Genomic DNA, 13,433 nt, shown 5'->3' with positions numbered 1-13,433 from the left:
CGCCCGTACCTGCCGCAGGTGGCAGATACGTCAGTAGACCGGCAACGCCGGATCGACCTGCTTGGCCCACGCGGTGATCCCGCCCTGCAGATGGGTGGCGTCGGAGAAACCGGCCTTCTTGACCGCGGCCAGCGCCTCTGCGGACCGGATTCCGGTCTTGCAATAGAGCACCGCCGGCCGGTCCTGTGGCAGCTGGGCCAACCCCTCGCCCGACTCGATGTCACCCTTGGGGATCAGGGTGGCGCCGTCGATCCGGACGATGTCCCACTCCACCGGCTCACGCACGTCGATCAGGGCGATCTTCTCGCCGGAGTCCAGCCGCTGCTTGAGTTCGACGGCGGTCAGGGTCGAGTCGGCCGCAGCCGAGACACCGTCATCAGACACGACACCGCAGAATGCGTCGTAGTCGATCAGTTCGGTGATCTTCGGCGCCTCCGGATCCTTTCGGAGCTTGATGGTGCGGTACCGCATGTCCAGCGCGTCGTACACCATCAGCCTGCCGAGCAGCGTCTCGCCGATACCGGTGATGAGCTTGATCGCCTCGGTTCCCATGATCGACCCGATCGATGCGCACAGGATTCCGAGCACGCCGCCCTCGGCGCACGAAGGCACCATCCCGGGCGGCGGGGCCTCGGGGTAGAGATCGCGGTAGTTGAGACCGAGGCCGTCCGGCGCATCTTCCCAGAACACCGAGGCCTGGCCCTCGAACCGGTAGATCGACCCCCACACATAGGGTTTGCCGGCGAGGACAGCCGCATCGTTGACCAGGTAGCGCGTCGCGAAGTTGTCGGTACCGTCCACGATCAGGTCATAGGCGCTGAACAGTTCGATCGCGTTGTCGTTGTCCAGTCGCACCTTGTGGGTGTTCACCGTGACGAGCGGATTGATCTCGAGGATGGAGTCGCGCGCGGAATCGGCTTTCGGCCGGCCGACATCGGACTGCCCGTGGATCACCTGACGCTGGAGATTCGATTCGTCCACCTCGTCGAACTCGACGATGCCGATCGTTCCGACCCCGGCGGCCGCGAGGTAGAGCAACGCCGGGGAACCGAGTCCGCCCGCGCCGATCACCAGCACCTTCGCGTTCTTCAGACGTTTCTGCCCGTCGACACCGAGGTCGGGGATGATCAGGTGCCTGCTGTATCTGGCGACCTCGTCGCGGGTCAGCTCGGCAGCGGGTTCGACCAGTGGCGGCAACGTTGACATCTCGGGCTCCTCACGAAGTGCGCGTGACGGTGATGGTCGTCGGTCCGGCCACCCCACGTAGGTGCAACGAGCATTTGCCCGGGAAGATTCCGGCAGCCCCGGCCTGTGCGGTGGCCGAGCTCAGCGTTCCGGGAAAGGCCAGGGGTTGGGGTTGCAGACGTAGTCGCGGTTGGCCTTCATGTCCGGATCGAGCGCCATGATCTCGCTGTTAGCGGTGCCGAATGTCTGTTGCATCATGATCGGCGCCAGAGAGCCGTTCATCTTGCAGGGCTCATGCGCCTCGAACCCGATCGCATGCCCGATCTCGTGATTGATCAGATATTGCCGATAGCCGAGATCGTCACCCTGATACGACGTCGCGCCGCGGACCCATCGCGCCTCGTTGAGCGTGACCCGGGATTCCGGCGGGTAGTAGCACGAGGTCTCGAGCTTGATCTCGTATCCGCACAGCTGCCGCGTGGTGTCGGGGGACGTGAGCGTCACCCGGAAATCGGGCTCGCCGTTGTCGATCCGACGGAATGACACGGTGCCGTCGCCGATCCAGCTCTTCGGGTTGGCGAGTGTCGTGTCGATCAACTTGGCGAACGTGGGGTCGCCGCCGAAGTCGCCCGACGCCAGGCCGTTCTCGACCTCGACGGTGTACGTGTACTCCTGCCCCCCGGTGCCCACGCGAGTCGTGGTCCCGGGCACCACGTGATAACCGGCCGCGCCCTTCTCCGTGAAAGGACCGCCGGCGGGCAGGACACCGGCAGGCAGTTGCTCCAATGGCACAGACTTCGGGGGTGCCCCGATGGCGGTGGTCTGATCCCGCACGTTGGTGTTGCGAACGGCATCGGGATCGGAGTCGACAACGCGGTCGGAGCCGCCGTCCTGGTGGGATTGGACGGTGAGCACGATCATCACGATCGTCAGCACGACGAGGACGGGGATGGCGTACGCCCGCCAACCGTAGGTGGTGACGAATCGACCAACCGCCGACTGCTTCTTACGGTCTTTCGCGCGGTCCGCACGCGGCCTGCCCGGTTCGTCGATGGGATCCCAACGGGCACGTAACGGCTGGTCAGGGGCGGGCCGACCGGAGACGGGACGATGTACGTCGGTTTCCTGGTTCGCGAGGTAGGCGTCGGCCTCTGCCGCACGCCTCGCGGCGCGGCGCGCCCGATCGACGGTCCTGCTGGTCTGATCGGGGTCGGTACTTCGCCGCTTCCGGTCGGAGCCGGCGGTCCGACGGGTCCGTTCAGGATCGGCGGTGTCGCGCGGTGTACGCCGCGTTTCCGTCGGTCCCGAGCCGCCAGCACCAGTCACCGTTAAACCTTCTCACAGGCATCCACGATTCATCTGTAGGCAACCACCGGTGGCGCACATCGCGGGCGGATATACCCTGGCGACCATGACTGAATCGGCTGCCGCAGGCACCGGAACGAACTCGACCACCGCCGGTGGCGGACGTCGAAGCGTCCGGATGCCGCGCAGCGCGCGGCGACTACAACTGCTGGACGCCGCCAGCGAGATCTTCGTCGAACGCGGCTACCACTCGGCGGGGATGGACGAGATCGCAGTACACGCCGGGGTCAGCAAACCTGTTCTCTATCAACACTTTCCGAGCAAGCTCGACCTGTACCTCGCGGTACTCGATTCCCACGCCGAGTCGATGGTGAACCGTGTCACCGGGGCCCTGCTCAGTTCCACCGACAACCGTCATCGGGTGCGTGCCGCAGTGCAGGCGTTCTTCGATTTCATCGACGAGGACAGCCAGGGATACCGGCTCATCTTCCGCTCGGACGCTCTCGATCCTGCCGCGATCAGGCGTGTCGAAGGCGCAACCGAAGCGTGCGTCGACGCCGTCTACGGACTGGTGATGCACGACTCGGGGCTCGATCCGCACCGGTCGAGGATGCTGGCGGCCGGACTTGTGGGGACCAGCCAGGTCAACGCCCGGCACTGGCTGGACGCCAAGCGTCCGGTGACCAAGGAAGAGGCCGTGGACATCACGGTGACCATGCTCTGGGGCGGGCTGTCCCGAGTGCCGCTTCAGCAGTCCTCCGGCATCCTAGAGAACTAGCCCGGCCCGTCTGCCGAGCGTCAGATGGCGCCGAAACCGACCTTGCGTGCATCGGAGATGCCGACCTCGACGTAGGCGATCTTGGTGACCGGGATCAGGAAACGTGCGCCCTTGTCGTCCTGCAGACGCAGCAACTGATCGCCGCCGGCCAGCGCGGACTCCACCGCGGCATGGGCGTCATCACTGCTCTGATCGGTGTGCACCACGATCTCGCGTGCACTGTCGGTGATCCCGATCTTCACATCAACGGCCACAGAATCCTCCACAGGTCTTCACGATTGGATCTCACAGGTCGAGCTCGGTGAACAGGTCCCGACTCTCGTTCCAAGGCTAGTCGCACTCACGAGTGCCGACGACGCCAGCCCGGAGGCGGCGGCTCAGCCCAGGCCCATATCGGCCATCCGGCGAGCGTGCCGCTCTTGGATGGAATCGAAGAACGTCACGATCCGGTTCAGATCGGACTGGACCGAGAACAGCAGCTCGGTCAATTCCTCCTGGCCGGCGAGCACGTACTGCGTCTGGGTGATCGCCTCGCCGAGAAGCCGACGTCCCCAGAGGGTGAGGGGCGACTTCAGGTCGGGGTCTGCGGCGACCGCGTCACGGACGGCGGTGGCGGCGAAGTCCGAGTGCCCCGTCTCCGACATCACCTTGCGGACCACGGCCTCGGCCTCAGGCGGCAGGGTGCCGGCGATCTCGAGATAGAAATCCGCGGCCAGGCCATCGCCGACGTAGGCCTTGACCAGCGACTCCTGCCAACTGCTCGGCACGGTCGACGCGTGGTAGCGCTCGAGTACGGCCTCGTACTTCTCGATCGCGTCGTACACGTCCACCCCGCGCGCACGCAGTTCGTCCTGCAGGATCTCGAAGTGGGCCATCTCCGCGGCGGCCATGCTGGCCATCGCCACGCGTCCCCGGATTCCCGGGGCCATCACGGCCTCGGAGGTCAGGCGGTAGAACGCGGCCAGTTCACCGCACGCCAGGACCCCGAAGAGTTCGGTGATTCCAGGGTGATCGAAGGGGACCGAGGTGGCGACATCCGACACCGGCGGTTCGGTTTGTGAACCAGACGACATGGTCTCCAGTGTAGTCAGCAGCTCACCGTCCGCGACGACTGAGCACGCGCGCAGGCCGGATGGACATCCGGCGGGTCGCCGACTCGATGTTGGCAATATGCCGAGGACACGTACACTGCGAGGAGTAAGCCAAGCGCCTTAGCTGGCTCACACGGACATTGTGCGCGCACCGACGGCAGCCCGATTGAACAAAATCGGCCCGATTCGCCCGATACCGGTCATGCGAGTCCTCGGCAGATCGAGGATCCAGAGCTGACCTGTTGGTTGATTCTTGCAGTGCGCGCGGGAAAGCACTTTGCGGAAGGCAATCAACTGAACACCGACAATCACACCTCAGATACGAACACCGAGACTGCAGTCTCCCTGGACGACGTCGTCGAGGCCGAAGAGCACGTCATCGTCGCCGAGGACCACGTCTCCCCCACCTTCGCCGAGCTCGGCGTCCGGCAGGAGATCGTCGACGCCCTCGCCGCCGACGGCATCACGAACACCTTCGCGATCCAGGAGCTCACGCTTCCCCTGGCCATGGCGGGCGACGATCTCATCGGCCAGGCACGGACCGGCATGGGCAAGACCCTCGGCTTCGGCGTCCCCCTGTTGCAGCGGGTGTCACAGGCCACTGCGGACGCCGGCGAACCCGGCATCCGCAAGCTCGATGGCACTCCCCGCGCACTGATCATCGTGCCCACGCGCGAGCTGTGCATCCAGGTGACCGACGACCTCGAGGTGGCGGCCAAGGGCCTGCACGTCGACACCGCGGACGGACAGAACCGGCCCATCCGCCTGCTTTCGATCTTCGGCGGCCGGCCGTTCGAGCATCAGATCAGCGAGCTGAAGATCGGCATCGACGTGGTGGTGGGTACTCCCGGGCGTCTGCTCGACCTCGCCCGCCAGGGCCACTTGATCTTGGGCAAGGTGCAGGTTCTGGTTCTCGACGAGGCCGACGAGATGCTCGACCTGGGATTCCTCCCCGACATCGAACGAATCATGAGCTCGCTGCCGGATGCCCGTCAGACCATGCTCTTCTCGGCCACGATGCCCGGGCCGATCGTGACCCTGGCCCGCACATTCTTGACCAAGCCGACGCACATCCGCGCCGAGCACGCCAACGATTCGGCGATCCACGAGCGCACCACACAGTACGTGTACCGCGCGCACGCCCTCGACAAGGCCGAGCTCGTCGCCCGCATCCTTCAAGCCGAGGGTCGCGGCGCCACAATGGTTTTCACCCGGACCAAGCGCACAGCCCAGAAGGTCGCCGATGACCTCGCCGAGCGCGGGTTCGCCGTCGGTGCCGTACACGGAGACCTCGGACAGGTCGCGCGCGAGAAGGCCCTGACTGCCTTCCGCGAGGGTCGCATCAACGTACTCGTGGCCACCGATGTCGCCGCCCGAGGAATCGACATCGACGACGTCACCCACGTCATCAACTACCAGTGCCCCGACGACGAGAAGACCTACGTGCACCGCATCGGCCGCACGGGGCGCGCCGGACGGACCGGTATCGCCGTGACGCTGGTCGACTGGGACGAGCTGCACCGCTGGGAGATGATCAGCAAGGCGCTCGACCTGGCCAAGGACGAGCCCGCCGAAACCTATTCCAGCTCACCGCATCTGCGTTCCGACCTCAACATCCCGGAGACGGCCAACGGCCGGATCGGATCGGGCGGCGCGGCACGCGAAGACCGCAAAGAACGTGAACCCCGCTCGGGTGGACGTTCCTCGGGGTCGGGTCGCCGCGAATCCGGAAGCCGAGAAACCGCAGGCCGCGACTCCGGCCAGCGCGAGGGGGGCCAGCGCCCGTCTCGTCAGCGTCGTCGCACCCGCGGCGGCACACCGGGCGAAGGCGCCGGCGTGGCCGGCGAGGCGACCACCACCACCGAGTCCGCGAGCACCGGTTCGGCCGCCTCGACCGCACCGTCGGAGACGTCCGGACCGGGCACCGAGGGCGGCGACCGTCCGCGGCGTCGTCGACGTCGCCGTGGCGGGCAGACCTCGGGCGGCGCCGAAGGTAGCGGCGAGACCGTGAGCAGCACCTCGGAGTAACTGACGGTGCCAAAGCCTGAGCGGCGAACACGGGTCGATCTCGCGGTGGCCGCGGTCATCGTTGTGGTGATCGTCGTTGCAGGCGTTGCCATCTGGTCCACCAGCGCCGTGCGCGGGACCAGCTCGGACCCCGCTCAGAACTCCGCACCTCTTCCGACCTCGGCATCGTCGGTGCCGTCGGGTCTCACCGAGGCCTGGCGCGCTGCCAGCAACGCGACCACAGTGCCCGTTGTGATCGGCCCGGTGGTGGTCACCGGCGACGGTGGGACCGTCATCGGACACGACCCGTCGACGGGACGTGAACTCTGGTCCTATCGCCGTGACCTCCCGCTGTGCGGGGTTGCCGGCTGGCCCGGCTCGGGACGCGACTACGTCATCGCGGTCTATCGCAATGCCCGCGGTTGCAGCGAGGTGACAGCTCTCTACTCCGCCACCGGACAGCGCGCGGCGTCCCGTAGTAGCGACGCCGACAGCACTCTCGACTTCAGCGTCGAGAAGGACTATTTCCTGGCACAGGGCGACACCCGGTTGGAGACGTGGCGCAGCGATCTGGTGCGCACCATCGAATACGGTCGCGTGGACGCACCCGTGAACCCAGGCGCACAACCGCGGTCCGGCTGCGAGTTGCTCTCCAGCGCAATCGGTTCCGGCCGTGTGGCAGTCGTCGAGCGGTGCGGGATCGAACCCGGGTACCGATTGACGGTTCTCGGTGCGACGCTGGACAAAGACGAGAAGCTGGACGAGCAGGGGTCGACGTTGATCACCGCTGATCTCGGTTCACCACCCCGCGTGGTGGCGGTCGGTGCGAACGGCGTGGCCGTGTACGTCTCGTCGCCGAGCCCCATGCTCGAGACCTACGCACTCGACGGCACCCTGCGGGGCCGCACCACCCTGCTGGGGCGTGCGGTGGGTGTCGAGAGCAAGCCGGTCAGTAGCGGCGGGCTCATCACCTTCTGGACCGGCGAGGCCACGCTGGTCCTGGACGCGAGCACGTTGCAAGCCCGGTTCCAGGTACCTGCGACACTGGGGCCCGGCGTGGTGATGGCAGGTTCTCTGCTGCTGCCCAGTGCGTCGGGCATCAGCGAACACAACATCGTCGACGGCAGGCCGATTCGGTCGATCCCGGTGCAGCGCAGCGGCTACGGCGGCGGCATCATCACACTCGGCCTGATCGGCGACAACGTCGTCCAGCAATGGGGACCGACGATCTCGGTACTGAAACCCTCCGCGGCCTAGGCCGAGTGGAGATCACTCCGCGTCGATCGTCACCAGGTCGGCTCCCACCTGCCAGTGCTTCCACAGGTTCTCCGCGAGTTCCCGGTAGGCCTCCGACCCCTTGTTCTTGCGACCCCCGAGCACACTGACCCCGGTCGCCGACGCCTCGGCAAAGCGCACCGTGCGCGGGATCGCGGGAGCCAGCACGGGGAGGTCGTACCGATCGGAGACGTCGGCGAGCACATCGCGACTGTGGGTGGTGCGAGCGTCGTACAGGGTCGGCAACGCGCCGAGCAGCGCAAGATCAGGGTTCGTGATTTGCTGGATCTCGGTGACCGTGCGCAGCAGCTGACCGACACCCCGATGCGCAAGCGTCTCGCACTGTAGGGGCACGATCACCTCGTCCGCCGCGGTGAGTCCGTTCAAGGTGAGCACGCCGAGGGACGGCGGGCAGTCGATGATGATCACGTCATAGTCGTCGGCCACCTTTGCCAGCACCCGCTTGAGCGCGTACTCGCGCCCCGGCCGCATCAGCAACAGGGCCTCGGCGCCGGCGAGGTCGATGGTCGCCGGCAGCAACGTCATCTTGTCTTCGGTGTCGAGCAGTACGTCGGCGATCTCAGCTTCGCCGAGCAGCACGTCGTGCACCGAAATGGGCAACTTGTCAGGGTCGTGACCCAACGAAAACGTAAGGCTGCCTTGAGGATCGAGGTCCACGACCAAGACCGACACATCCATCCCCGCCAGCGCCGCCCCCAGCGAGATCACGGTTGTCGTCTTGGCGACGCCACCCTTTTGATTCGCCACGGCAAGTACCTTGCTCATTGCTTGACTCCCTCCGGCCACGCATTTGGAAGAGCTGATCGAGCTTCGTCCTGCTCTGTCTCCGACAGCGCCCACAATTACATGTTCTGTCCGCCGGTCAGGAACAGAAGATGGCTTGCGGTGCCGTCGCAGCCTGTGTTCCCTTGACCCTATGCGCCCACCGAGCAATTTGTCCGCAGAGAACGCTGCGGTTTCGGCAATCCATCGCCTCATCCTCATCCGCCACGGTGAGACGGAGTGGTCGAAGGCGGGAAAGCACACCGGGTCGAGCGATATCGCTCTGACAGAGCTCGGTGAACAGCAGGCCCAGAGCCTGCGGGCGCCACTCGATGAGCTGCTCTTGACCGATCCGCTGGTGCTGTCGTCGCCGAGGCTGCGCGCCCGCCACACCGCCGAATTGGCAGGATTGACCATCACCCGTACGGGCGAGGAGTTCGCCGAGTGGGACTACGGCCGATACGAAGGACTCACCACACCGGAGATCCGCGAGACCGACCCGGGTTGGACGGTATGGAATCGCGGCGGACCTGATGGTGAGTCACCGCAGCAGATGAGTGACCGTATGGACGGTGTGATCGCCGATCTCGTGCAGTACCTACGCGATCGATCGGTGGTGGTCATCGGCCACGGACACTTCTCGCGGTCGTTGCTCGCACGGTGGATCGGCGCACCGGTCCGATTCGGCGCTCATTTTGCGATGCTGCCCGCATCGCTGGCGGTTCTCGGCTTCGACGGCGAGACCCATCAGATCCAGTCGCTCGGGATCACCGGCTATCGCAGCGCCGATTACGTGGATGCCGGCCGCCCGGCCCATGTGCGAACCGTCACGTGACCGGCCCGGGCGTGTCCTGACCAACCGCCACCCCGATATCGATCTCGGGGAGGGACCGAGCGCGGCGCCGCTACCGGCGACGCTTCTTCTTGCGTGACTGCGCGCGTTTTGGCGCCGACTCTTTGTCTGCCACAGCATCTTCCGCGCCGTCGTCCGGACCGTCGATCGCGTATGCGGCAGCGAACCACGTCATCGACGACGGACTGAAGAGGAATACCAGTGCCGCCACCAGAGCGATCAGGATCGGCGTACCGAGAACCGGCAGGTCGCTGTCGGTGATCAGCGCAAAGGCGAACGGCAGCAGTAGGACCTGTGCGATGACGGCGATCGCCCTCCCCCATCGCCGGCCCATCAGCAGCGCGAGCCCGCCTGCGAAGATGCCGCCGCCGAGGATTGCGAACCACGCTGCGGTGCCGTACCCACTGATCGCCTCCTCTTCGTGGCCCATCAGGCCGCGGACAACGGCGACAATCGCATAGACGATGAAGGCGGCGCCCTCGAGCGCCACGATGGCGCCTGCCCGGCGAACGTTGATCGGAGGAGTTGAGTCCGGCACCGGACCAGCCTAGTGGTCCGCGATCGGCCGGACGGTGGAGGATCGCGTCGGCGGTTGATCCACACATCCCGCTAGGCTCACTTCTCGTGCGCGCGATGCTGATCGTCAACCCCTTCGCCACCTCGACCACCGAGGCGGGGCGGGATGCGCTGGTGGGCACCCTGACTGCGTCACTGCGCCGGCCCGGGGACCACCGGACCCCATTTGTCGAGATCACCGTCGAACACACCACCCACCGAGGACATGCCGGCGAACTGGCGTCGAAGGCTCGGCTCGAGGGTTACGACGTCGTTGTGGTCCACGGCGGCGACGGCAGCGTGAACGAGGTGGTCAACGGCGTCATCGACCCACCCGGATCAGCTCAGTCGAGCGGCCTGCCCTCACCTGCCGTGGCGGTGGTGCCGGGAGGCAGCGCAAACGTTTTCGCCAGGGCGTTGGGTATCGACCCCGATCCGCTCAAGGCCACCGGGCAACTCGTGGACCTGCTCGCCGGCGGGGCACGGCGCCGGGTCAGTCTCGGCCACACCGATGACCGCTGGTTTCTGTTCAACGCGGGCCTGGGACTCGACGCCCAGGTGGTGAAGTCGATCGACGAACAGCGCGTGGCCGGTCACCGGGCCTCCGCCACGAGATATCTGTGGACCGCAGTACGTACTTTCATCGGGGCCGCGGGCCAGCAGCCGACCCTGACCGTCACCCTTCCCGATGCCGAACCTGTAGACGGCGTCCACTATCTGTTCGTCTCCAACTCCCGGCCCTGGACCTATCTGGGCGCGCGGCCCATCGAGACCAATCCGGACACCAGCTTCGATGGGCAACTGGGCGTGTTCGCGTCGAGATCGATGAGTCCGCTACGCAACCTGCCGCTCGCCCGCCAGCTGCTCTCGCGCACGGCGCAGCCGAGCGCACGCCACCTGCTCAGAGCTGACGACGTCCCGTCCGTGGTGGTCAGCAGTACTGCACCGATAGACATGCAGATGGACGGCGAATACCTGGGGACGCGTACCGCCCTGACGTTCGGCTGCAGGCCCGGCGCGTTGGAAGTGGTCGCTCCGCCCGAGTGATGTGCCTCTCGTCCGCGTGTTAGCTGATCGTTGGACATCTGTAAAGAGTCCGAGGTCACACCATGTTTGCCTGATAAATCACAGGCAAAACCGTCTGCACAGTAGTACAACGGGAGGTGGACCAATGAAGGCACCCCCTACACAGTGATATTGCACACGTGTTAACGCAACACCATTGACTTCATCTGGATTCGTGAAAGTATTCACAAGCAACAGTGCGGAAACAATAACTACGCACGCATGAACTGACGGTTACGAGCGGCGCGAAGAAGCGCCTGAAGGAGCAGAGGGATGGACTGGCGTCACAACGCAATTTGTCGCGACGAGGACCCGGAGCTGTTCTTCCCGGTGGGAAACAGTGGCCCGGCCATCGCGCAGATTGCTGATGCGAAGCTCGTCTGCAACCGCTGCCCGGTTACAGCTGATTGCCTCACTTGGGCATTGGAGTCCGGACAGGACGCAGGCGTTTGGGGCGGAATGAGCGAAGACGAGCGGCGTGCGCTCAAGCGGCGCAACGCACGCAGTCGTACACGCAGTTCCGTATAGCCCGACCTGGGTGATCACAGCCCATTGATCACCCGACAACAGACAACCCAACCCGGTGGCACACCAGCCACCGGGTTTGTGTTGTTTCAGGCTCAAAGGTAAAGAGCGTCAGCGCTTTTCAGCGCAACGGAACGGTGAGCACGGCATCGGTACCACCATCGGTTCCGCTGCGCAGCTCCAACGTGCCGGACAGCTCGATCTGCACCAGCGTGTGCACGATCTGCAGCCCCAGCCGGTCGGACTTCTGCGGATCGAAGTCCGGCGGCAACCCGATCCCGTTGTCGTGCACCGTGATCACGAGTTCGCGGGTGGTGCGGGAGGTCTCGATCAAGACCAGGCCCGATTGTTCGGGCTCGAATCCGTGCTCGACCGCATTCTGGATCAGCTCGGTGAGCACCATCACCATCGGCATCGCGAGGTCACTCTTCACCACACCGATCTTTCCGACCCGGCGCACGACAACGTCACTGCCGCCGGACGCCACATCCGCCATCACCGGGACGAGCTGGTCGATGGCGACGTCGAGATCAACCTCCTCATCCACGCTGCCCGAGAGCAATTCGTGAACCAGCGCGATCGAGGCGACCCGGCGCACGGCCTCGCCGAGCGCTTGCCGGGCCTCTTCGTTGGGGGTACGGCGGGCCTGCAGACGCAGCAGTGCCGACACACTTTGGAGGTTGTTCTTCACTCGGTGGTGGATCTCGCGGATGGTCGCGTCTTTACTGATCAAGGCCAGGTCCCGGCGTTTGACCTCGGTGACGTCGCGCACGAGGATCACGGCGCCGACCAGTTCGCCCCGGGGCCGGAGTGGGACGGCGCGCATTAGCACCGTGGCACGGTGCGCGTCTGCCTCGATCCGCATGCCGGCGTGCCCTTCGGCGGCGGCGCGCAACATCGCGGCGGCTTCTTCGGATTCGAACGGATCGGTCAGCAGTGACACGGTCACATCGGCGAGGTTGTTGCCGCCGAGCTCGGACGTCCACCCCATCCGGTGATACGCGGACAGTGCGTTGGGACTGGCGTACTGCACGGCGCAGTGTTCGTCGACGCGAATGAAACCGTCGCCGGCACGAGGGGTGGACAGCCCCCGCGGGTTGCCTTCATTTTGCGGGAACGTGCCTTCAGACACCATCTGGCACAAGTCATTTGCGCAGTCCTGGTAGGAGAGTTCCAGCGGTGACGGCAGCCTCGGCTGCGTCAGATTGATGGCCCGGGCGAGCACTCCGACAACTGATCCCTCGAACCTGACGGGCACCGCTTCACGCCGGATCGCCACCGATCCCACCCACGTCGGATCTTCTTCACGCAAGATACGGCCACTGACCAGTGCACCGAACACCTGAGGATTCTCGTCGACGGTGATCGATGTACCGACCACGTCGGACGGAAAGACGGTGGGCGCCGTGTTGGGACGGCACTGGGCGACACAGACCATATGGGTGGTGTTGCCGGACGTACCGTCGTCTGAGGTGTCGTGGGCCCGCTGAGAATGCACCCACATCTGAAGGTCGGCGAACGACAGGTCGGCCAGCAACTGCCACTCGGCGACCACACGCTGGAGATGGCCACCTGCGGCGCCGGAGAGCTCGGTGTGTTCGGCGAGCAGCTCGGACAGCGTCGACATCAGGACGGACCCCGCTTGTTCGGAGTGTGAGCGGCGCGCGCGTCAGCGTTGGTCGACATCACGACCGCGAGCTCGGCGGTCAGTTGTCGATGACCGCGATGAGGTGCCCGGCCTGAATCACGTCGCCGACATTGACCTTGACCTCGGTCACCGTGCCCGCCTCTTCGGCGAGTACCGGGATCTCCATCTTCATCGACTCCAGGAGGACGATGGTGTCACCGGCTTCCACCACCTGACCAGGGGTGACGACCACTTCGAGAACGCTCGCCACAATCTCTGCCACGACCTCTTCTGCCATGCCGTCCTCCCAAGTTGATGTTCTGCGGTATCAACCTATCGCACGAAGACCGTCCGCGATTCTCGGCGGCGACCCCCTTCGTGTCA

At 65.5% G+C, this 13,433-nt stretch carries 14 protein-coding genes; 6 read left to right on the top strand and 8 right to left on the bottom strand.

The annotated features are described in order from the left end of the window. Nucleotides 1–30: 30 nt before the first annotated feature. Nucleotides 31–1,206, bottom strand: a complete 1,176-nt coding sequence (gene moeZ, locus ACVWY6_RS03905; RefSeq protein ID WP_030164500.1) for an adenylyltransferase/sulfurtransferase MoeZ — start codon at nucleotides 1,204–1,206, stop codon at nucleotides 31–33. Nucleotides 1,207–1,326: 120 nt separating this feature from the next. Then, on the bottom strand, nucleotides 1,327–2,511 hold the full coding sequence (locus ACVWY6_RS03900) for a DUF3152 domain-containing protein (protein ID WP_457536258.1): 1,185 nt from the start codon (nucleotides 2,509–2,511) through the stop codon (nucleotides 1,327–1,329). An 85-nt stretch (nucleotides 2,512–2,596) separates the two neighbouring features. On the opposite strand from ACVWY6_RS03900, the gene ACVWY6_RS03895 reads away from it, so the two are divergent. Further along, complete coding sequence (locus ACVWY6_RS03895) at nucleotides 2,597–3,268, top strand: TetR/AcrR family transcriptional regulator (RefSeq protein ID WP_030164506.1); 672 nt, start codon at nucleotides 2,597–2,599, stop codon at nucleotides 3,266–3,268. Nucleotides 3,269–3,288: 20 nt separating this feature from the next. On the opposite strand, the gene ACVWY6_RS03890 is transcribed toward ACVWY6_RS03895, so the two are convergent. Beyond that, the gene (locus tag ACVWY6_RS03890) at nucleotides 3,289–3,522 is read right to left on the bottom strand and encodes a DUF3107 domain-containing protein (protein ID WP_030164509.1); all 234 of its coding nucleotides are present in this window, start codon (nucleotides 3,520–3,522) and stop codon (nucleotides 3,289–3,291) included. Between the two features lie 123 nt (nucleotides 3,523–3,645). Next, nucleotides 3,646–4,341: a ferritin-like fold-containing protein gene (locus tag ACVWY6_RS03885; protein ID WP_023958852.1), complete on the bottom strand. Its 696-nt coding sequence runs from the start codon at nucleotides 4,339–4,341 to the stop codon at nucleotides 3,646–3,648. A gap of 363 nt (nucleotides 4,342–4,704) precedes the next feature. Between ACVWY6_RS03885 and ACVWY6_RS03880 the strand changes: the two genes are divergently transcribed. Further along, nucleotides 4,705–6,387 carry a DEAD/DEAH box helicase gene (locus ACVWY6_RS03880; RefSeq protein WP_457536877.1) on the top strand — a complete coding sequence of 561 codons (1,683 nt, stop codon included), beginning with the start codon at nucleotides 4,705–4,707 and terminating at the stop codon, nucleotides 6,385–6,387. Between the two features lie 6 nt (nucleotides 6,388–6,393). Further along, nucleotides 6,394–7,623 carry an Rv3212 family protein gene (locus ACVWY6_RS03875; protein ID WP_457536255.1) on the top strand — a complete coding sequence of 410 codons (1,230 nt, stop codon included), beginning with the start codon at nucleotides 6,394–6,396 and terminating at the stop codon, nucleotides 7,621–7,623. Nucleotides 7,624–7,635: 12 nt separating this feature from the next. Here ACVWY6_RS03875 and ACVWY6_RS03870 read toward each other — a convergent pair whose 3' ends face one another. After that, nucleotides 7,636–8,427 (bottom strand): ParA family protein, encoded by a 792-nt coding sequence (locus ACVWY6_RS03870; protein ID WP_457536253.1) that lies wholly within the window; start codon nucleotides 8,425–8,427, stop codon nucleotides 7,636–7,638. 151 nt (nucleotides 8,428–8,578) lie between these two features. Between ACVWY6_RS03870 and ACVWY6_RS03865 the strand changes: the two genes are divergently transcribed. Then, nucleotides 8,579–9,259, top strand: a complete 681-nt coding sequence (locus tag ACVWY6_RS03865) for an acid phosphatase (RefSeq protein WP_457536251.1) — start codon at nucleotides 8,579–8,581, stop codon at nucleotides 9,257–9,259. A gap of 70 nt (nucleotides 9,260–9,329) precedes the next feature. Here the strand turns inward: ACVWY6_RS03865 and ACVWY6_RS03860 are convergent, their stop codons facing one another. Beyond that, nucleotides 9,330–9,815, bottom strand: a complete 486-nt coding sequence (locus ACVWY6_RS03860; RefSeq protein WP_116915008.1) for a hypothetical protein — start codon at nucleotides 9,813–9,815, stop codon at nucleotides 9,330–9,332. A gap of 95 nt (nucleotides 9,816–9,910) precedes the next feature. Here ACVWY6_RS03860 and ACVWY6_RS03855 point away from each other — a divergent pair, with 95 nt between their 5' ends. Then, complete coding sequence (locus ACVWY6_RS03855) at nucleotides 9,911–10,879, top strand: diacylglycerol/lipid kinase family protein (RefSeq protein ID WP_174548752.1); 969 nt, start codon at nucleotides 9,911–9,913, stop codon at nucleotides 10,877–10,879. A 291-nt stretch (nucleotides 10,880–11,170) separates the two neighbouring features. Next, the gene (locus ACVWY6_RS03850) at nucleotides 11,171–11,425 is read left to right on the top strand and encodes a WhiB family transcriptional regulator (protein WP_023955875.1); all 255 of its coding nucleotides are present in this window, start codon (nucleotides 11,171–11,173) and stop codon (nucleotides 11,423–11,425) included. A gap of 118 nt (nucleotides 11,426–11,543) precedes the next feature. Here ACVWY6_RS03850 and ACVWY6_RS03845 read toward each other — a convergent pair whose 3' ends face one another. Together ACVWY6_RS03845 and ACVWY6_RS03840 are read right to left on the bottom strand one after the other, a co-directional pair. Continuing rightward, a complete protein-coding gene (locus ACVWY6_RS03845; protein WP_457536248.1) occupies nucleotides 11,544–13,049 on the bottom strand; it encodes a sensor histidine kinase in 1,506 nt (501 codons plus the stop codon). 79 nt (nucleotides 13,050–13,128) lie between these two features. Further along, nucleotides 13,129–13,347, bottom strand: a complete 219-nt coding sequence (locus ACVWY6_RS03840) for a biotin/lipoyl-binding carrier protein (protein ID WP_023955877.1) — start codon at nucleotides 13,345–13,347, stop codon at nucleotides 13,129–13,131. Between the last annotated feature and the right edge of the window lie 86 nt (nucleotides 13,348–13,433).

Source organism: Williamsia sp. R60 (assembly GCF_054063855.1).
Note: the sequence above shows the minus strand (reverse complement) of the source record. Positions and strands in the feature narration are given on the sequence as shown.